The following is a 17,934-nucleotide window of genomic DNA, read 5'->3' as shown; positions in this document are numbered from 1 at the left end:
CGGGGGCATGTCCGAGGGGTTCGCCGAATACGCCGCGGCCAGGTACGAGCGGTTATGCCGGATCGGGTACCTGCTCAGCCACAACTGGATGACGGCCGAGGACCTCACCCAGACCGCGCTCGTCCGGGCGTGGGGAGCCTGGCACCGGATCGACGGCGACCCGGACCCGTACGTGTACCGGATCATCATCAACACCTACACGTCCTGGTCCCGCCGGCACTGGCGCAACGAGATCCCGCAGGAGGTGATGCCCGAGAGGGCGGAGCCTTCGGATTTCTCCCAGCGGATCGCCGACAGTGACGTCATATGGGCGGCCTTGCGAGGTCTCGCGCCCCGCCAGCGGGCCGTGGTCGTGTTGTACTACTTCGAGGAACTCACGTTGCAGCAGATCGCCCACACGCTGGACTGCTCACTGGGAACCGTGAAATCGCAGATGAGCAGGGCTCTGAAGCGGTTGCGCGTCAACCCGGCCCTCGAGGCGATGAAGGTGAAGGTCGCCCCGTGACGGACTTCAGCGAGGACGATCTGCGCGAGGTCCTCGCCGACCGCAGTTCCCGAGCGGACGGGTGGTCCGTGCCCGTGGACGTCATCGTCCGTGAGGGCGAGCGGCTCCGGCGCAGGCGGCGTCTGGCGGCGGGGGCGGCCTTCGTCGCCGTCACGGTGTCCGTCGGAGGGGCCGTGACCGTCGCCCGGGGCGTCACCGCGCCTCTCCCGTCTCCCGCCGCGGGCCGTCCGGCCTTCGCGCCGGCCTTGGACGCGGAGCCGCCGGACCGGTGGGTCTCCAAGGCCGGCGTGATGTCGCTGATCCACGGCGAACGCGGCACGCTGCCGGGCGGGCGGGACGTCGTGTTCGTGCCCACCAGCACGAACACGACGATGGTCATGCACTGTTCCGACCCCAGGGCGTGGGTGGTGACCGCGACCACGCGGTACGCGTGGACCGAGGAGGAGCTCCGGGCACTCGGCCGCAGCGCGGCCGAGTCGCCCGCGCCCCGGGAGCGGGGCGGGAAGACGCGCGAGGGAGCCTCGCTGGAGATCGGCCGCTGCGGCGGGCCGCAGAGCGACTACGTCGAATGGCAGTACGACACCTTGTCCGCGGGGCTGGACTGGACGGGCAGGCGGCAGTCCGTCAAGGTGTGGATCTTCCCGTCCGGCGTCTCCATCCGGGCCGACGAGCCCGGCCTGAGAGGGAAGTGCCCGGGCAGCGACGGGCCGCCGCGCACCTGCGACGGCAGCTACCTGATCGACATCGGGTCGCCGGAGCGGTCGGCGGACAGCCTGGTCGACGCGCTGGGCCCGGCCGCCGGCACGTGGACGCTGGGCGTCTACGAGGGGAGGACGTCCGCCCGGTCCGCGGGCTAGGCGGGTGCGGCCACGCGGTCGTGGACGGTCTCGCCGCCGAGGACGGTCAGGTCGACCGGGATGGACGGGATGTCGTGCGGGTCGGCGGCGCGCAGGTCGCCGCCGAGGACGCACAGGTCGGCGACCTTGCCCGGCTCGATGGTGCCCTTCCACCGCTCGGCGAAGTCCTGGCGGGCGGCGTTCACGGTGTAGGCGCGGATCGCCGTCTCCAGGTCCACGCACTGCTCGGGGCCGCTGGGCCGCCCGGTCGCCCGGGACTCGCGCAGCATCATGGACGCCACGCCCTGGCGCCAGTCGGGTTCGGTGATGGGCGCGTCCGAGCCGGCGCAGACGGCGAGCCCGGCGTCGGCCGCCGCGCGGACCGGCCACTGGTAGGCCGAGCGCTCGGGCCCGACGACGCCGTCCATGAGGTCGGCGGTGGTCCACTTGATGGCCGGGTTCATGTTCACCGAGTACCCGCGCGAGGCCAGCTCCACGAGGTTCTCCTTGGACACGAAGTCGGCGTGGATGAGGTAGTGGCGGGGGTCGCGGCGCGGGTGGGCGCGGTCGGCGGCGGCGAACGCCGCCACCACGGAGTCGATCGCGCGGTCGCCGGTGACGTGCACGCCGACCTGGTGGCCCGCGGCGTGCGCGATGCGGATCATCTCCCGCAGCTCGGCCTCCTTGAGCCCGGCGTCGGCGCCGTGCACGCACAGCGCGCCGTAGGCGCCGCTGACGTAGGGCTCGCGCATCCACGCGGTCTCGTTCGGGGGGACGCCGTCGGCGAAGACCTTGACGCCGATGACGGAGAGCAGGTCGGGGTCGATGTCCGGCGGGATCGCGAGGCCGCGCAGGCCCGAGGACACCTCGGCGGCCGAGCCGCCGATGGGGGCGGGCAGCAGCAGCACGCGCACCCGGGCGGCCAGCTCGCCCGCGCGTGCCAGTTCGACGTAGGCGTCCAGCGTCTCGGTGCCGAGCCCGCCGCCGAGGATGCGCGTGCCGCCGGGGCCTAGGCCGGGCTCGGTGTAGCTGGTGATGCCGAAGGCGTGCAGGGCGGACACCGCCGAGAGGATGGCCTCCTTGCGGCGCGCGACGCCGGGGGGCGGGAGGAGCTCCTGGACGAGCGTCATCGCGCTCTCCTTGAGGACGCCCGTGGGCTCGCCGCCGGCGTCGCGGTCGATCGTGCCGCCGTCGGGGGCGGCGGTGTCGCGGGTGATGCCGGCGACCTCCAGGGCCCGTGAGTTGACCCACATGGTGTGGGCGGAGAAGTCGGTGAGGGCGACGGGGTGGCCGGGCGCGACGGCGTCGAGGTCGCGGCGGTGCGGGCGGCGCGCCGGGTCGGCCAGGCACTCGGCGAGGTAGCCGACGTCCCAGCCCAGGCCGGTGATCCACTCCCCGGCGGGGGTGGTCGCGGCGGCGCCGCGTACGGCCTCGGCGACGTCGGCGATCGAGCGCACGTGCGGGTGGCCGACGGCAAGGGAGAAAGGAGGCCTGGTCAGGGCCCAGGCGGCGGCGTGCAGGTGGGAGTCGTTGATGCCGGGCAGCACGGTGCGCCCGTCGAGGTCGACCACCCGCGTGCGGGGGCCGGCCAGCGCGCGGATGTCCGCGGTGTCGCCGGTGGCGAGGACACGGCCGTCGCGCACGGCCACGGCGCGTGCGACGGTGAAGCGGGCGTCGACGGTCAGGACGTCCCCGTCGACGAGGATGAGGTCGGCTGGGTTGTCCATCTCCGGTCTCCAATGTGCTGGTCTGGGGTAAGAATGTATGGGCCCAAACGATTTCCCGTCAAAGACCCCCCGGGCCATGCCGAGACCCCGCCCCGCTGAGGAGCCCCCATGGACGTGCTGCGCAACGTGATCGACGGCCAGAGCCGCCTGCCCGTCTCGGACGAGTGGACCGACCTGGTCGACCCCGCCACCGAGAAGACCTACGGGAGGGCGCCGCGCTCGGGGGACGCGGACGTCACCGCCGCCGTCGAGGCCGCCAGGGCCGCGGCGCCGGGCTGGCGGCGCGCCACCCCGGCCGCGCGCCAGCGCCTGCTGCTGGAACTGGCCGCGCTCATGGAGGGTGAGACGGCGGCGCTGGCCGATGAAGAGGTCCGCTCCACCGGCAAGCCCCGCGGCACGACGCGCCGCGTGGACGTGGGCGGCGCCATCGACGCGATCCGCTTCTTCGCCGGGGCGGCGCGGGTGCTGGAGGGCCTCGGCGCCGCCGAGTACGCCGAAGGCCGCACCTCCTTCGTCCGGCGCGAGCCCATCGGCGTGGTCGCGCAGATCACCCCGTGGAACTACCCGCTGATGATGGCCGCCTGGAAGATCGGCCCGGCGCTGGCGGCGGGCAACACCCTGGTGCTCAAGCCCGCCGAGACCACCCCGGGGTCGGCGGTGCTGCTCGGCGAGCTGTGCGCGCAGGTGCTGCCGCCGGGCGTGGTCAACGTCGTCTGCGGCGACCGCGACACCGGCCGCGCGCTCGCCTCGCACCCGCACGTCGAGATGGTGGCCGTCACCGGGTCCACGCGGGCCGGCTCCGAGGTCATGCGGACGGCCGCGGACGACATCAAGGACGTCCACCTGGAGCTCGGCGGCAAGGCCCCGGCCGTGGTGTTCGCCGACGCGCCGGTCGAGGCCACCGCGCGGGCCATCGCCGAGGCCGCGTTCTTCAACGCCGGGCAGGACTGCACCGCCATCACCCGGGTCCTGGTCGAGGCGTCCGTCTACCAGGAGCTGACCGCCGCGCTCGCCGAGGCGGCGTCCGGGCTCACCACGGGCGGCCCGGACGAGGAGGGGGTCTTCCTCGGGCCGGTCAACAACGCCGCCCAGGCCGCCCGGGTGGAGAGCTTCCTGCGAGGGCTGCCCGCCCACGCCCGCCTGGTGGCCGGCGGCGCCCGCCTGGACCGGCCCGGCTACTTCTTCTCCCCCGCCGTGGTCGCCGACGTGCGGCAGGACGACGAGATCGTCCAGCAGGAGGTGTTCGGGCCGGTGGTGACGGTCCAGCCCTTCGAGGGCGAGGAGGAGGCGCTGGCGCTGGCCAACGGCGTCGACTACGGCCTCGCGGCCAGCGTGTGGACCCGCGACACCGGGCGGGCGATGCGCCTGAGCGCGGGGATCGACGCCGGGGCGGTCTGGGTCAACTGCCACCAGGTGATCGTGCCGGACCTGCCGCACGGCGGGTTCAAGCAGTCGGGAATCGGCAAGGACCTCTCCCGGTACGGCCTGGACGCCTATACGCGGATCAAGCACGTGATGATCGACCATTCCTGACCGCGCCCCTCCCGGGCGCTCCGGGGGGCTGACCATCATCGATGATGTCCTATACGATTCCGCTCCGACCGGGATCCCGTAGGAGGAAACGTGAGCAAGAACCTCGACGCCGTCCGCGGCTCGTACGAGGCGTCGGCGGCCGGGGACGTGGACGGCCTGCTGCGCCTGCTGGCCCCCGACGCCCGCTGGACCGAGATGGCCGGCTTCCCCTACGGCGGCACCTACGTGGGCCCCGACGGCGTGAAGTCCGAGGTCTTCTCGCGCCTCGGCTCGGAGTGGGACGACTACCAGGCGGTGCCCGAGCAGTACGTGGACGGCGGTGACGTGATCGTCGTCATCGGCAACTACCGCGCCACCTACCGCGCCACCGGCAAGTACATGGACGTCCGCTTCGTCCACGTCTGGCACTGCGAAGACGGCGTAGCCAAGCGCTTCGAACAGTTCACCGACACCGCCCTCGTCCAGCAGGCCCTCCAGCCCTGACCCCGATCTCCGGGGAGGCCCCACCCGACGCCCCGGGCAACGCCTCCCCGGCCGGGCCGGCCCTTGCACCGCATCTCCCCGAGTCGGGTGGGGGGTGGGCACGGCCTGTCGCGCGCGTTACGACCGGGCGAGGTCACCGTGCAAGGATCGGTTAGGTAGCCGTGCTTGTAGGTGATCGTCGGGTTGGTTGAGGTGTGTTGGCCCCACCCGTGCGGGTCCGTCGTGGTTGCTCGCCGCTAGCCCACCCTGAAACCGCGCGCCCACCGAGCGGAGCAGGAGGCGGCAGCGCTACCGCGCAGGACAAAGGTCGGCTCGTTCGCGTCTGCCGACGTTCTCTTGGCGCCTTGCGGTCCGCGTTCTATTGGCACCTTCGGTCTCCGCGGGGTCCACCGACACATGTGGGTCGCTCCGGTTCGAGTGACATCTGGGATCAGAGATTCGTCCCCGAAGGATGTCCATGATGGAGAGCATGGGAAAAACAAACGGCCTCGCCGCGCCAGATGCTGGTGAAGGAGCCCCGCCGGTCGCTGTGGGGCTCCAAGAGCTGCGTTGAGGCCGTTCAGGACTACAAGTACTGAACCGAGGGCGGCGAGATGCGCACACGAACGGTGAACACCATCGTCGCGACGGCGCTTTCTGGGGTCGCCCTCGCGGTCTTCGCCTTCATGAGGGGGCAGTCACTGTTGGACTTCACCTTCATGAGACCGGACCCGGCGTGCGTCGCGAAAGCCGCCGCGGACAACGAGAGATTGGCGGGCGCGATCGCACCGCACCTGCCCTCCATACGACTTGACGACGTCGAAGGCGGACACGGGTGTGAGCCTCCGGAAAGGGGCGCGTGGGTGGAGGTGGAACTGCGTGGCACGTCTGTCGAGAAGGCTCTGGGCGGGTTCGCCTCCCCGGCATGGACTCCCCTGCCGGAATCAAAGGTCCGCGAGCAGGCGGAGTCCGACCAGGACGCCACGGCGGTCTCGGGGAGGGTCGACGATCGCGAGGTGGATGTCTATGCGTTCCAAGAACGTTCCGGTGATGGGCCCGTCACGGTCATGGCCTGGTTCGCGGACGACGACTGACATCAAGGACGCTGCGGTCTTTCTGGGAGGCGTGTCGCCCGCTCATGACACCGCCGTGTTCCGCGGCCGGCTGGTCCAGGCGGCCGAGAGCCGGAGTGCCCTGGTCGACCTGGTGCGGGCGGGTCACGGGCCATCCTGCTCGCCGAGGCCCGTACGCCCCGAGCCGGGCCGCGTCACGTTCGCGGGTGTGTCCAGGCTGAGGGCCAGCAGGGCGACCTGGTCGGTGTGGGCTGGTTCGGGTTGGTAGAGGCTTAGGCGGGTGGGTGAGTGGTCCAGGTACCAGACCTGGTGTTCCATTCTCAGGTCGCCGACCGCGGGGTGGTGGAAGAGCTTGTGGCTGGAGCGGCGGGGGCGGACGTGGTGGCGGTCCCACAGGCGCCGGAAGTCGGCGCTGGCCTCGGCTAGTTCGTCGCGCACTCCGCGGAGGTCGGGTGCGTCGGGGTCGGCGCTCGTCCAGTGGTGCAGGTTCGCCACGCCCATGGCCGCCGCGCCCTCCCAGTCGCCCAGCACCGAGCGCGCGGCCGGGTGGAGGAAGGTGTAGCGCACCGTGTTGCGGCGCCGCGCCGGCCACTCGCTCAGGCCCGCGTACAGGGCGAGGCCCTCCGGGTTGGCGGCGAGCACGTCGCCGTTGCGGGCCAGCAGCAGCGCGGGCCAGGGGCGGACCCGCTCCAGCAGGTCGAGCGCGGGGCGTGACGCCGACGGCGGCGGTTGCGGGCGTGTGGTGCGGCGACCCGCCGCGTAATCGGTGAGCCGGCCGAAATGGTCGCGTTCGTCCGGGTCCAGTCGCAAAGCGGTGGCCAGCGCCTCGACCACGGCCGGGCCGGGGTTGCGCTCACGGCCCTGCTCCAGCCGCGTGTAGTAGTCGACGCTCAGCCCCGCGAGCGCGGCGAGCTCCTCCCGGCGCAGTCCCGGCGTGCGCCGGCGGCCGACGGTGGCGGGCAGGCCGGCCTGCGCGGGGGTCACGCGCGCGCGGCGGGCGCGCAGGAACTCCCCTAAGGGGTTGGACTGCGGCATCCGCCCATTGTGGCAGCCGTCCACCGCCTTCAGCCTGGCCGTGTCGCTGCCAGGTATCACGCGGCCTGGTCCGCCTGGGGCGGGCCGGTCGAGGCTGAAGCCATGAAGGAAGTCCCACAACCGGTACAACCGGCACGCTCGGCAAGCTCGGCAGGATCGGCACGGCAGGAACCATCGACACGTCGGGATTCATCGGCACGGCAGGAACCATCGGCACATCGGGATTCATCGGCACGTCAGGCACGATCGGCGCCCGCGCCCTCGGCACGATCGGCGCCGTCGGGACGGCCGGCCCGGTGGAAGTTGTGGCTGCTGGTCGTCGTCACGCTGTATCCGATCATCACCGTCAGCGTGGCGCTCGCCGCGCCGCTGCTGGACCGGTTGCCGTCGGCCGCCCGGTTCGCGATCATCGTTCCGGTCATGGTGGCGCTCATGCTGTGGGTCGTCGTGCCGCTGCTGCACCGTGTCTTCGGCTCGTGGCTGGCGCGGTGATCGGGCGCGTGGACGCCACCGCGCTGGAGGTCGTCGCCGGCGTGGACCTGGCGGGCAAGGAGGCGATCGTCACCGGCGGGCACGGCGGCATCGGGTACGAGACCGCACGAGCCCTGGCGAGCGCCGGAGCCCGGGTGGTCATCGCCGGGCGCGATCCTCAGCGTGGCGAGGCCGCCGCCCGCGCGCTGAGCGCCGTTTCGCGTGGCGAGGTGGTGTACCGCCACCTCGACCTCGCGTCCCTGAGGTCGGTCATCGGCTTCGCGACGCGGCACCGTGCCACCGGCAAACCGTGTCACATCCTCGTCGCCAACGCCGGGGTGATGGCCACCCCGCCGGCCCGTACCGCGGAAGGGTTCGAGCTGCAGTTCGGCACCAATCACCTGGGGCATTTCGCCTTCGTCACCGGCCTGGTGCCCAACCTGCTCGCGGCCGGCGGCGCCCGCGTCGTCGTGCTGACCTCCAGCGCCCACCGGCGTTCCAGGGTCGATTTCACCGACCCCAACTACCTGGCCCGGCCCTACGACCGCTGGCAGGCCTACGGGCAGTCCAAGACCGCCAACGCGCTGTTCGCCCTGAGCCTGCACCTCAGGTACGGGGCTCGCGGGATCATCGCCAACGCGGTCATGCCCGGCGCGGTCGCCACGGGACTCCAGCGGCACCTCGACACCGCCGAACAGGCCGCGCAGGGCTGGCCGGGACCGGGCTGGACGACGCCGGAACAGGGCGCGGCCACGAGCGTGTGGGCGGCCGTCGCGCCGGAGCTGACCGGCGTCGGCGGCCGGTATCTCGAAGACCGCGCCATCGGCCGCCCCTGGCACGGCCACGGTCCCCCGCCCCGCGGCCACTACCTGCCGTACGCGCTGGACCCCGCCGACGCCGACCGCTTGTGGAACCTGTCCCAGCGCCTGATCGATGCTCACGCGAAGGATCTCCGATGAACACGTCACCGGCGCCGTGAGTCCGTCGGCGTAGGATCGCCGGCATGGCACTGCGACCTGTCCAGGTGAACATCAAGGCTCTTGATGACTCCGTGGTGGGCCGGTTCTGGGCGGAGGCGCTCGGCTGGAGTGTTTCCGGCGGGGTGCCCGGCGTGACCTCCTACGTCGGACCGGGCGGCGACTTCGTCTGGCCGGACCCGGTCGCCGTCTGCGTCGACGTCGTCACCGTCCCGGAGCCCAAAACGGCAACGAAGAACCGTGTGCACCTCGATGTCGCCACCACGTCCGCGGCCCATCAGGCGGAGTTGGTGGCGCGCCTCCAGGCTCTCGGTGCGACACCCGCCCACGTGGGCCAGGGCGAAGTGCCGTGGACGGTCCTCGCCGACCCGGAGGGCAACGAGTTCTGCGTGCTGGAGCCTCGGGAGGTCTACCGGGACACCGGGCCGATCGCCCGGGTGGTCGTCGACTGCGTGGATCCGCGAGCCATGGCCCGGTTCTGGGGTGCGGCGATGGACTGGCCCCTGCATGAGGTGACGGACGATCGTGCGGTGTCGCGCTCCGCCAAGGGGGGCGGCCCGTACCTCGAGTTCGTCCGCACGCCGAGTGTGAAGACCGTGCCGGACCGGGTCCACCTCGACCTGCTGCCGTACCCCGGTGACGACAAGGCGGCGGAGGTGGCCCGGCTGCGGACCCTCGGCGCCGCCGACCTCGACCTCGGCCAGGGCGACGTCCCGTGGACGTGCCTGACCGACCCGGAGGGCCACGAGTTCTGCGTCCTCGCCCCGTCCTGACGCGGAGCTTCACCGACGGCGGCCCTGCACGCCCCCGGCCCGGTCCCGTGCGAGCCGCGCATCTCCCCCACGCGGCCCGGAGGCCCGATCCCCCCTGCGGGGACCGGGCCTCCGGGTGTTCGGGGTGGTGGGGGTCAGCGGCGGGGGGCGCGGATGCCGCGGAATTCCCAGTCGCCGCCGAAGGCGGTCGAGAGGACCTCCTCGGAGGTGGTCGGCTGGGCGCCGCAGTCGTCGCGGATCGGGACGGGGCCGGTGACGATGTGGTTGGACAGCTTGCCGAGGCCCTCGGCCTCGACCTCGACCACGTCGCCGGGCTTGACCGGGCGCGAGCCCGCCGGGGTGCCGGAGAGCAGGACGTCGCCGGGGTACAGGGTGATCGTGCGGGCGATGTCGGCGACGAGGTAGTGCATGTCCCACTCCATCTCGTCGGTGGAGCCCTCCTGCACGACGTGGCCGTTGACGTAGGTGCGCAGGGCCTTGCCGCGGAAGTCCCAGCCGGTGACGAGGCCGGGGCCGAGGGGGCACAGCGTGTCGGAGCCCTTGACGCGCAGCATCGAGCCGGCGTCGGTGTCGCGGAAGTCGTGCAGGCCGTAGTCGTTGCCGATGGTGTACCCGGCGATGTGGTCGCCGGCCTCGGCGGGCGAGACGTTGCGCGTCGTGCGGCCGATGACGATCGCGATCTCGCCCTCGTAGTTGAGGTACTCGCACCGCTCGGGCCGCACGACCGCGCCCTTGTGGGCGTTGAGCGCCGAGGTGGGCTTGTGGAAGTACGTGGGCGCGGGCGGCAGCGTGGTCATGAACTCGGTCACCCGGCTGCGGTGGTTCAGGTGCACGGCGATGATCTTCGTCGGCTCGCACGGCGGCAGGTAGACGGCGTCCTCCACGCCGACGACGCGGCCGTCGGCGCTCACCAGCTCGTCCCCCTCGCGGCGCACCTGGGTGACGGCGCCGTCCAGCAGGATCCTGCGGTACTCGGGCATCAGGGACCTTTCACAACGGCGGGACCGGGATCCCGTCTCTCAGGCGGGGACGGTGGGGCGGGGGGCGGGGAAGCCGCCTTCGGGGCGGTCGAACCACAGCAGCGCCTGGCCGGTGCCGACGGAGTTCTCGTACTCGCCGTACTGCCGCGCGGCGGCGGTGCAGTCGCCCTCCCCCAGGGCGCCGGCCAGCATCAGGTAGTGGCGGAAGCCGGCCTCGGGCTTGTACCGGGCGAACTCCGGCATCGTGTCGAGCACGCGGGCGTGGTCACCGGCCTTGAACCAGGCGATCCGCTCCAGGTCGGCCTGTCTGGCCCCGTCGGAGAAGATGTGGACGGGGTCGGACGACTCGTGGTCGCGCAGCTCGCGCAGCGGCCAGAAGGTGTGCGACAGGGCTCCGGAGGCGATGACCATCACCTTGCGGTCGGATTCGCGGATCGCCTCGCCGAGCGCGCGGCCGAGCCGCAGGTGGTCCTCCATGTCCCCGGTCTGGCAGACGCCGATGGACAGCCACGGCTTCCGCGGCAGCCCGAGGTAGGTCCACAGGTTGATCGTCGCGTAGTAGATCGGCAGGTAGGGGTCGTCGATCGGGGTGATCCAGGTGTGGTGCTCGCCGGCCTTGGCGGCGATGGCGCGGGCGAGCTCCTGGTCGCCGGGGAAGTCGTAGGGCATGCGGCACATGCCCCGCGGCAGTTCCTCGGAGGTGAACAGCCCGGCCCTGTGCTGCTGGGCGGTGACGACGAACTCCACCGTCGTGGCCCAGTGCGAGTCGAGCACGACGACCGCGTCGTGCTCGACGGTGTCGAAGACCTCCTGGCGGAGCTGCCGCAGCCCGGTGACCAGGGTGATCTCCTTGCCCTCGTTGAGCTCCAGCCGGGTCGCCTCGGGCAGCACGATGGTCGGCACGTGGGCCAGCAGGCCCGCTCCCACTACCTCGCCCATGGCGCGGTCACCGTGTTCTTGACGTCGCAGTAGAAGTCGAAGCTCCAGTCGCCGCCCTCGCGGCCGACGCCGGAGTGGCGGGCGCCGCCGAACGGGGCCCTGAGGTCGCGGACGAAGAAGCAGTTCACCCAGACGGTGCCGGCGACCAGGCGGGCCGAGACGCGCTCGGCGCGCTCGGGCGAGCCGGTGGCCAGCGTCGCGGCGAGGCCGAAGCGCGTGCCGTTGGCCTCGTCGACGGCCTCGTCCTCGGTGCGGAAGGTCTGCAGGGTGAGGACGGGGCCGAAGACCTCCTCGGTGAGGATCTCGCTGCCGGGGGCGGCGCCGGTGAGCAGGGTCGGCCGGTAGTACAGGCCGCCGAGGTCGGTGTTGGGGCCGCCGCCGATGAGCGGCTTGGCCCCGGCGTCCAGGGCCCTGCGGACGAAGCCGTCCACGCGGTCGACGTGCTTGCGGTGGATGTTCGGGCCGATGTCGGTGGCCGGGTCGCGCGGGTCGCCCTGGACGAGCGCGCCCGCCTTGGCGAGGAAGCGGGCGGTGAACTCCTCGGCGATCGGCTCCTCGACCAGCAGGCGGGTGCCGGCCAGGCACACCTGCCCGGCGTTGTCGTACTGCTCCACGGCGAGGTCGACGGCGAGGTCGAGGTCGGCGTCGGCGAAGACGATGAGCGGGGACTTGCCGCCGAGCTCCAGCGACATCGGGGTCAGGTTGGGCGCGACGGCGGCGGCGATCCGCTGGGCGGTGGGCACCGAGCCGGTGAAGCTGACCCGCTTGACCCGCGGGTCGGCGACGAGGGCGGCGCCGGCCTCCTGGCCGTACCCCTGGACGACGTTGAAGACGCCGTCGGGCAGGCCCGCCTCGACGGTGATGTCGGCCAGCAGGGAGGCGGTGAGCGGGGTCCACTCGGCGGGCTTGAGCACCACCGTGTTGCCGGCGGCGAGCGCCGGGGCGATCTTCCAGGTGGCGAGCATGAGCGGCGCGTTCCACGGGGTGATCAGCGCGCACACCCCGGCCGGGTCCCAGCTCACGTGGTTGCGGTGGCCCCGGGTCTCGAAGTCGTCGTGGCCCAGGCCGAGCAGGTGGTCGGCGAAGAAGCGGAAGTTGTGCGCCACGCGGGGCATCACGCCGCGCAGGTGGGAGCGCAGCAGCGCCCCGTTGTCGGTGGTCTCGACGCCTGCGAGTCGCTCCAGGCGGCGCTCGACGCCGTCGGCGATCGCGTGCAGGAGCCGGGCGCGCTCCTCGCGTGTGGTGCGCGCCCAGGCGGGGAAGGCCGCGTGCGCGGCGCGCACGGCCTCGGCGGCCTCGTCCGCGCCTCCCCGGGCGATCTCGGCGATCACCTGCTCGTCGATGGGCGAGACGTCCTCGAAGGTGCGGGTGGAGGAGACGCGTTCGCCTCCGATCCAATGCCTGCCTTCGACCTCGACTCCGGCGACAGTGGGCATGCAAGCCTCCCAATCGTTTGTACCCAAACAAAATTAGGACGTACGTCGCGATCCGGTCAAGGCACCCGTGCCTCCCAGACGGCTTCAGGATATCGTTTGGCCTCAAACAAGCATCTGTGAGGAGGCCGGGATGCCCCGCCGACCGATCATCGCGATCCCCTCCCGCTTCGCCGCCCAGACCTCGGCCCTGCGGTACGCGGCCGTCGTGACCGCGCGCGCCCTCGCCGACGCCGTGCTGCGCGCGGGCGCGGAGCCGTTCCTCGTGCATCCGGGCGACGCCGCCGAGGCGGCGTCCCGGCTGTGGCTCGCCGACGGGGTGCTGCTGCCCGGCGGCGGCGACCTCGCCCCCGCGACGTACGGGGAGGGCGTCGCGCACGACACCGTCTACGACGTGGACGACGCCCAGGACGCGTTCGACCTCGCCGTGGCCCGGCACGCGCTGGAGACGGGCCTGCCCCTGCTCGCGATCTGCCGCGGCCTGCAGGTGGTGAACGTCGCGCTCGGCGGGCGGTTGCGCCAGCACATGGAGTCCGCGCACCGCCACCTGGTCCACCCGGTCGCCGTCCGGCCGGGCTCGCTGCTGGCCGAGGTCACCGGCGCAGGGAAGGTCGAGGCGTCCTGCTTCCACCACCAGTGCGTCTCCGTCCCCGGCGCCGGGCTGGTCGCCACGGCGCACGCCGCCGACGGCACCGCCGAGGCGTACGAGCTGGCCGATCCGCGTGGCTGGTTCCTCGGCGTCCAGTGGCACCCCGAGGACACCGCCGGTGAGGACCCCGCCAACCAGCGCCTGTTCGACGCCCTGACCCACGCCGCCGCGCGCCGCTGATCCGGGCTCAGGTGGCGCGGCGCCTGCCGCCCCTGCGCGGCGGGACGGGCGTCTTGGCGCGCAGGTGGGCGCGGCGCTGCTCGCCGTGCGTCTCCAGGTGCGTGACGATGCGGCGCAGCGTGTCGGCCAGGCGCGTGGACTCCTCACCGTCCAGGGCCTCCACCACGAACGCCTCCTCCTCGTTGAAGGCGGGGAAGAGGTGCTCCATCAGCGCGAGGCCCTCCGGCGTCAGGCGCAGCAGCGCCAGGCGGCCGTCGTCGGGGTGCTGGCTGCGCTGGACCAGGCCCCGCGACTCCAGGGTCTTGATGATGCCGGTCAGCGTCCCCTTGGAGATGCCGGCCTCGGCGGCGACGTGCCGGGTCTCGATCTCCTCCCATATCCACACCACCCACAGGACGACGAAGCCGCTCCAGGTGAGGGAGGCCACGCGCAGGGCGGAGTTCTCCAGGTGCTGCCGGACGATGGCGGCCGCCCGGTGCAGGTTGGACACGGCGACCAGTGCCTCGCGGCTGATCGGCATCGAGCCGAGCCTGCGGGTGACCGCCTGCTCGGTCTCGGTCAACGAGAAGTGCGCGGGCACGCGTGCTCCTTCTGGTGTCGGGCACGCGGCGGCGCGCCCCTGCTTTCGTGAAGAGTCTCCGGACGCCGGCGCGCCCGGCCGTGTGGACTCTCGCCCCCCATTTGTACACGCACCACCCCGGCGGCGGAGAACGCCCATCCGGTACGGGCGTGCTTTAGGGGTCGATCACCGCATTTCAGCCGCCGTAAAGGACGAAACCTGCCCATAACCGGGGATCCGGATGGTCGTCCCGAATCCGGTTCTGGGCGGCGCGCAGCGCGGCCCGCGGGGACGCCCCGGCCGTCAGGTGCTCGTAGAAGACGCGCATGAGCCGCGCGGCGAGGTGGTCGTTGACCGCCCACAGGCTCAGCAGGACGTGCCGCGCCCCGGCGGTGGCGAAGGCGTGCGCGAGCCCGAGGATGCCGTCGCCCGCGTGCGCCTCTCCCCTGCCGGTGTCGCACGCCGACAGCACGACCAGGTCCGTCGCCCGGAGATCGAGCGCGATGATGTCCTCGCCGGTGACGAACCCCGGCGTGCTCGCGGCGCCCGGCGTGTTGGCCCCGGCCAGGGCCACGCCGCAGCGCAGCAGGGGACGCGGGGCGGCGTACCAGGGGACGCGGCGGCGCGGCGCGCCTTCGGGCGCGGGCTCGGCGTCCCACATCGCCCACAGCCCCGAGGACGCGCCGTCCGGGGTGTCCAGGAAGAAGCCGTGGGTGGCCAGGTGCAGGACGCGAGGGGACCGCGCCCCGAGGACCGCCGCCCGGGTCGCCTCGGCCCCGAGCAACGGGCTCACGCCGAGCAGCCGCGCCACCGCCTTGGCCTCCCGGACGGTCCCCGGCAACGCCGCGAACGCCATCCCCGCCACCCCGCCCTCCGCCTCGGCCGCCGGGCCGCCCGCGGGGGCGTGCCCGAAGTCGGGGCCGCCGATGACGAGAGGGTCCCCGGACGGGTCCGTGCGGGGGCCGGCGCCGAGCAGCGTGCGGGCCGCGGTGAGGTAGCTCAGCGACAGCCGGTCGAGCAGCGGGACGCCGTCGGGCCCGGTCAGGATCTCCCAGGGCAACAGCCCGAGCGCGCCGTCGGGCGCCACGTACAGGTGCCGGACGTCCACGCCGTCCAGCGCGCCCAGCAACGGCCCGGCCAGCATCCCGGAGAGCTCGGCGAGGCTCCAGCGGCGGATCGCGGCCTCGATGGCGGCGGCGGGGCCGAAGCGGATCAGGCGGGTCTCGCCGGCCGCCGGCAGGTAGCCCAGGTACTCGGCGTGCTCGGCGCCCCGGCTGACCCCGGCGCGCAGGTCGAAGGGCACCCACCGGAACAGCTCCAGCACGGCCGCGCCGGAGGGCAGCGCGCCGAGGACCGCGGTGGGTGTGGCGTGCCGGGCGCGGGCGCGCAGCGCCTCCTCGGGGACGCCGTCGGCCAGGCGCGCCTCCAGCTCCTCCTGCCGCTCGTACAGCGCGGTGAGCTCGGACACGAGCGCGCCCTCGGGGTGCCCGGTGGTCGCGGCCAGGATGCGCCCGCAGACCTCCCGCAGTTCCTCCCAGGTCTCCCGGTCGCGGGCGGAGCGCAGCGCGGTGAACGCCTCGCGCAGGCCGCCCTTGCGGCGCAGCACGGCGGCGAAGCCCGTCTCGGTGGCCCGGGGGTCGTGGCCCTCGGCGGCGAGCGCGACGGTCAGCTCGACGTCGAGCGAGACGGCCAGCCTGTCCATGATGGCGCTGTGCACGTCCCTGCCGCCCGCGCCGAAGGAGGTCCACTGGATCCGCGCCTCGGCGGCGGTCGCCCGCGCGACCAGGTCGAGCGCCCGGCCGTGCTCTCCCCCGGCCGATCGCAGCGCGGCGGCGAGGACGAGGGTCTGCGCGGTCTGCAGGTGGCCCGCCCCGAACGCGGCCGCCGACTCCTCCTCCAGCCGCTCCAGCCGCCGCTCCGCCTCGCCCAGGTCCCCCGCCATGTACGCCGACAGGGCGAGCCCGTACCCGGCGACGACGGCCGGTCCGCCGGACACGACGCCGTCGAGCCCGGCGAGGACGCGATGCGCCTCGGCCGGGTTCCCGCGGTCGGCGGCGATCGCGGCCCGCGCGATCGTGGCGGCGACCCGCTCGGACTGGTGGCCGGGCAGGCCGCTCCAGAAGTCCTCCACCTGCCGGATCAGGTGTTCGGCGCTCTCCAGGTCGCCGGTCCTGCGCTTGATCAGCGCGGCGGTGACGCGCATCCGCGCGAGCGCGGCGCCGTGGACGGCGGGCATGGCCGCGGCGACGGCCATCGCCTCGCCGGCCAGGGTGTCGGCGCGGCGCCGGTCGCCGAGGTCGCGGTGGATCAGGGCGACGTCGATCAGTATCTGGGGCTCCAGCACCGCCGAGTCGTCCCGGGCGGCCCGGACGACGGCGAGGGCGGCGCGGTAGGAGCGCAGGGCGTCGCGCGGGAGCCCGGCCTCGGCCTCGGCGGCGCCGAGCCCCGCGTGGAGCAGCGCCTCGGCGAAGGGCGGCGCGCCGGGGGCGGAGGCGAGGAGGGCGACGGCGGCGCGCATGTCCTCCAGCGCCGCGGTGTGCCGTCCGGCGATGCCCTGGACGGCCGCGTGCTGGCCGAGCAGCAGGGCCCGCGCGTGCGGGTCGGCGTCCGGCAGCCCGTCCAGGATGCGCCGCGCCGCGGAGATCAGCTCGGCCGCCGCGTCGAGGTCCCCCTCGGCGATGTCGACGGAGGCGAGCGTCGCGAGGACGAACGCGGTGCGCTCGTCGTCGGGCCCGAACGTGTCCACGGCGGTCCGGAGCGCGAGCAGCGCGGTGAACCGCGCCTTGCGGAAGTCTCCGGCGAGCATGTGCTCCTGGGTCGTCATCAGCGTCTTGCGGTAGGCGTGGAAGATGACGGCCCCGCCCAGGCGGCGGAACATCCGGCGTAACATGCGCCTCCTCGGGGGCCGGCACGCGCGGGCCTCGCATGCTCCATCGGCCCCCCGGCCGGAGACGCTACAGGGCGCCGCGTTCGAGCAGGGTGCCGCCGTTCCAGACCACGCCCACCTGGCGGTAGTAGCCGCCGATGATCTCGTCCACGGTGAGGCCGGCCAGTTCCTCGGTGGGGGCGTCGAACAGTTCCAGCTCGGCGTCCCCGGCCCAGGCCTGGCCGCCCTCGAACTCGGCCGCCCCGCTGCTGATGAGCTCGTTCAGGGCGGGGGCCGCGCCGGGCTCGATGGAGGGCAGCCAGCGGTTGTGGGCCATCGGGTGGCCGTTGACGAACCCGGCGGACGGGCTGGGCTCGCGCAGGCGGACGACGGCCTGCGCGAGGCGGCGGTCGGCGGCGGCGAGGGTCGCGCCGAAGAGGCCGCCCGCGCCGATGCGCGGGGCCGCCTGGCCGAAGGGGTGGGGGCGGGTCATGTGGATGGAGCCGAGCTTCTTGGGGTAGCCCTGGTGCAGGCCGCGGGCGATGGCGAAGTCCTTGTCGACCCAGATGTAGACGCAGCGCGAGTAGGTGCGGCCCTGGTAGGAGCAGCGCACGACCACGAAGCACTCCTTGTACTGGGAGCGGACCGGGTCGAGCAGCTCCTCCCCTCCCTCGGAGCAGGACTGCCAGTCGGCCCAGATGACGGCGACCGCCCCGGGGTCCTCCTCGGCGAGCGTGAGGGGGCCCGGCAGCAGCTCGGCGACCTTGGCGGGGTCGGTGCGGTACTCGACGGTGAGCAGGTCCCCGGAGTAGTACCACGGCGGGGCGGGGACCAGCGAGGAGCGGCCGGTCGCCGTCCGTGGGGTGAAAAAGCCGCGTACCGTGGACATGGCGCCTCCGACCTCGGAACCCTGGACTGTTTGGGCCCATACGATTT

General features: G+C 73.3%; 17 protein-coding genes. 9 read left to right on the top strand and 8 right to left on the bottom strand.

Annotated features, from left to right (window positions below):
• Positions 1-7: 7 nt before the first annotated feature.
• Together BJ981_RS26870 and BJ981_RS26865 are read left to right on the top strand one after the other, a co-directional pair.
• On the top strand, positions 8-505 hold the full coding sequence (locus BJ981_RS26870; protein ID WP_184614934.1) for a SigE family RNA polymerase sigma factor: 498 nt from the start codon (positions 8-10) through the stop codon (positions 503-505).
• Positions 502-1,362 carry a hypothetical protein gene (locus BJ981_RS26865; RefSeq protein WP_184614932.1) on the top strand — a complete coding sequence of 287 codons (861 nt, stop codon included), beginning with the start codon at positions 502-504 and terminating at the stop codon, positions 1,360-1,362. The genes BJ981_RS26870 and BJ981_RS26865 overlap by 4 nt, the downstream gene beginning before the upstream one ends.
• Here BJ981_RS26865 and BJ981_RS26860 read toward each other — a convergent pair.
• Positions 1,359-3,068: an amidohydrolase gene (locus BJ981_RS26860; RefSeq protein WP_184614930.1), complete on the bottom strand. Its 1,710-nt coding sequence runs from the start codon at positions 3,066-3,068 to the stop codon at positions 1,359-1,361. The two genes, BJ981_RS26865 and BJ981_RS26860, sit on opposite strands and share 4 nt — an antisense overlap.
• Before the next feature lie 108 nt (positions 3,069-3,176).
• Between BJ981_RS26860 and BJ981_RS26855 the strand changes: the two genes are divergently transcribed.
• From BJ981_RS26855 to BJ981_RS26845, 3 genes are all read left to right on the top strand, one after another.
• Positions 3,177-4,601, top strand: coding sequence for an aminobutyraldehyde dehydrogenase (locus tag BJ981_RS26855; protein WP_184614928.1), 1,425 nt, complete (start codon positions 3,177-3,179; stop codon positions 4,599-4,601).
• A gap of 90 nt (positions 4,602-4,691) precedes the next feature.
• Complete coding sequence (locus tag BJ981_RS26850) at positions 4,692-5,084, top strand: nuclear transport factor 2 family protein (RefSeq protein ID WP_184614926.1); 393 nt, start codon at positions 4,692-4,694, stop codon at positions 5,082-5,084.
• Between the two features lie 608 nt (positions 5,085-5,692).
• The gene (locus BJ981_RS26845) at positions 5,693-6,157 is read left to right on the top strand and encodes a hypothetical protein (protein WP_184614924.1); all 465 of its coding nucleotides are present in this window, start codon (positions 5,693-5,695) and stop codon (positions 6,155-6,157) included.
• A gap of 123 nt (positions 6,158-6,280) precedes the next feature.
• Here BJ981_RS26845 and BJ981_RS26840 read toward each other — a convergent pair whose 3' ends face one another.
• The gene (locus BJ981_RS26840) at positions 6,281-7,171 is read right to left on the bottom strand and encodes a helix-turn-helix transcriptional regulator (protein WP_184614922.1); all 891 of its coding nucleotides are present in this window, start codon (positions 7,169-7,171) and stop codon (positions 6,281-6,283) included.
• Between the two features lie 303 nt (positions 7,172-7,474).
• Between BJ981_RS26840 and BJ981_RS26835 the strand changes: the two genes are divergently transcribed.
• From BJ981_RS26835 to BJ981_RS26825, 3 genes are read left to right on the top strand one after another with little or no spacing between them, the layout of a single operon-like run.
• Positions 7,475-7,663 (top strand): putative antibiotic biosynthesis monooxygenase, encoded by a 189-nt coding sequence (locus tag BJ981_RS26835; protein ID WP_184614920.1) that lies wholly within the window; start codon positions 7,475-7,477, stop codon positions 7,661-7,663.
• On the top strand, positions 7,648-8,601 hold the full coding sequence (locus BJ981_RS26830; RefSeq protein WP_184614918.1) for an SDR family NAD(P)-dependent oxidoreductase: 954 nt from the start codon (positions 7,648-7,650) through the stop codon (positions 8,599-8,601). Before BJ981_RS26835 ends, BJ981_RS26830 begins: the two co-directional genes overlap by 16 nt.
• Before the next feature lie 44 nt (positions 8,602-8,645).
• On the top strand, positions 8,646-9,392 hold the full coding sequence (locus BJ981_RS26825; RefSeq protein ID WP_184614916.1) for a VOC family protein: 747 nt from the start codon (positions 8,646-8,648) through the stop codon (positions 9,390-9,392).
• A 134-nt stretch (positions 9,393-9,526) separates the two neighbouring features.
• Here the strand turns inward: BJ981_RS26825 and BJ981_RS26820 are convergent, their stop codons facing one another.
• From BJ981_RS26820 to BJ981_RS26810, 3 genes are read right to left on the bottom strand one after another with little or no spacing between them, the layout of a single operon-like run.
• Positions 9,527-10,372 (bottom strand): fumarylacetoacetate hydrolase family protein, encoded by an 846-nt coding sequence (locus tag BJ981_RS26820; protein ID WP_184614914.1) that lies wholly within the window; start codon positions 10,370-10,372, stop codon positions 9,527-9,529.
• A 39-nt stretch (positions 10,373-10,411) separates the two neighbouring features.
• Entirely contained in the window at positions 10,412-11,311 is a 900-nt protein-coding gene (locus BJ981_RS26815) for a 3,4-dihydroxyphenylacetate 2,3-dioxygenase (protein ID WP_184614904.1), read from the bottom strand.
• Positions 11,299-12,747, bottom strand: coding sequence for an aldehyde dehydrogenase (locus BJ981_RS26810; protein ID WP_184614902.1), 1,449 nt, complete (start codon positions 12,745-12,747; stop codon positions 11,299-11,301). Before BJ981_RS26810 ends, BJ981_RS26815 begins: the two co-directional genes overlap by 13 nt.
• Before the next feature lie 130 nt (positions 12,748-12,877).
• Between BJ981_RS26810 and BJ981_RS26805 the strand changes: the two genes are divergently transcribed.
• The gene (locus tag BJ981_RS26805) at positions 12,878-13,573 is read left to right on the top strand and encodes a gamma-glutamyl-gamma-aminobutyrate hydrolase family protein (protein ID WP_184614900.1); all 696 of its coding nucleotides are present in this window, start codon (positions 12,878-12,880) and stop codon (positions 13,571-13,573) included.
• 7 nt (positions 13,574-13,580) lie between these two features.
• On the opposite strand, the gene BJ981_RS26800 is transcribed toward BJ981_RS26805, so the two are convergent.
• From BJ981_RS26800 to BJ981_RS26790, 3 genes are all read right to left on the bottom strand, one after another.
• Positions 13,581-14,153, bottom strand: coding sequence for a MarR family winged helix-turn-helix transcriptional regulator (locus BJ981_RS26800; protein ID WP_184614898.1), 573 nt, complete (start codon positions 14,151-14,153; stop codon positions 13,581-13,583).
• 175 nt (positions 14,154-14,328) lie between these two features.
• On the bottom strand, positions 14,329-17,022 hold the full coding sequence (locus BJ981_RS26795; RefSeq protein ID WP_184614896.1) for a CHAT domain-containing protein: 2,694 nt from the start codon (positions 17,020-17,022) through the stop codon (positions 14,329-14,331).
• Positions 17,023-17,086: 64 nt separating this feature from the next.
• Positions 17,087-17,887: an acetoacetate decarboxylase family protein gene (locus BJ981_RS26790; RefSeq protein ID WP_184614894.1), complete on the bottom strand. Its 801-nt coding sequence runs from the start codon at positions 17,885-17,887 to the stop codon at positions 17,087-17,089.
• Positions 17,888-17,934: the final 47 nt, after the last annotated feature.

Source organism: Sphaerisporangium krabiense (assembly GCF_014200435.1).
GTDB lineage: Bacteria > Actinomycetota > Actinomycetes > Streptosporangiales > Streptosporangiaceae > Sphaerisporangium > Sphaerisporangium krabiense.
This window is presented reverse-complemented; position numbering and strand designations above follow the sequence as displayed.

What these genes read in the sequence shown, in the direction of transcription:
- BJ981_RS26870 (WP_184614934.1), top strand. Translation starts at nt 8, where the DNA reads ATGTCCGAGGGGTTCGCCGAATACGCCGCGGCCAGGTACGAGCGGTTA.
- BJ981_RS26860 (WP_184614930.1), bottom strand. Translation starts at nt 3,068, where the DNA reads ATGGACAACCCAGCCGACCTCATCCTCGTCGACGGGGACGTCCTGACC.
- BJ981_RS26855 (WP_184614928.1), top strand. Translation starts at nt 3,177, where the DNA reads ATGGACGTGCTGCGCAACGTGATCGACGGCCAGAGCCGCCTGCCCGTC.
- BJ981_RS26840 (WP_184614922.1), bottom strand. Translation starts at nt 7,171, where the DNA reads ATGCCGCAGTCCAACCCCTTAGGGGAGTTCCTGCGCGCCCGCCGCGCG.
- BJ981_RS26825 (WP_184614916.1), top strand. Translation starts at nt 8,646, where the DNA reads ATGGCACTGCGACCTGTCCAGGTGAACATCAAGGCTCTTGATGACTCC.
- BJ981_RS26820 (WP_184614914.1), bottom strand. Translation starts at nt 10,372, where the DNA reads ATGCCCGAGTACCGCAGGATCCTGCTGGACGGCGCCGTCACCCAGGTG.
- BJ981_RS26815 (WP_184614904.1), bottom strand. Translation starts at nt 11,311, where the DNA reads ATGGGCGAGGTAGTGGGAGCGGGCCTGCTGGCCCACGTGCCGACCATC.
- BJ981_RS26810 (WP_184614902.1), bottom strand. Translation starts at nt 12,747, where the DNA reads ATGCCCACTGTCGCCGGAGTCGAGGTCGAAGGCAGGCATTGGATCGGA.
- BJ981_RS26805 (WP_184614900.1), top strand. Translation starts at nt 12,878, where the DNA reads ATGCCCCGCCGACCGATCATCGCGATCCCCTCCCGCTTCGCCGCCCAG.
- BJ981_RS26795 (WP_184614896.1), bottom strand. Translation starts at nt 17,022, where the DNA reads ATGTTACGCCGGATGTTCCGCCGCCTGGGCGGGGCCGTCATCTTCCAC.
- BJ981_RS26790 (WP_184614894.1), bottom strand. Translation starts at nt 17,887, where the DNA reads ATGTCCACGGTACGCGGCTTTTTCACCCCACGGACGGCGACCGGCCGC.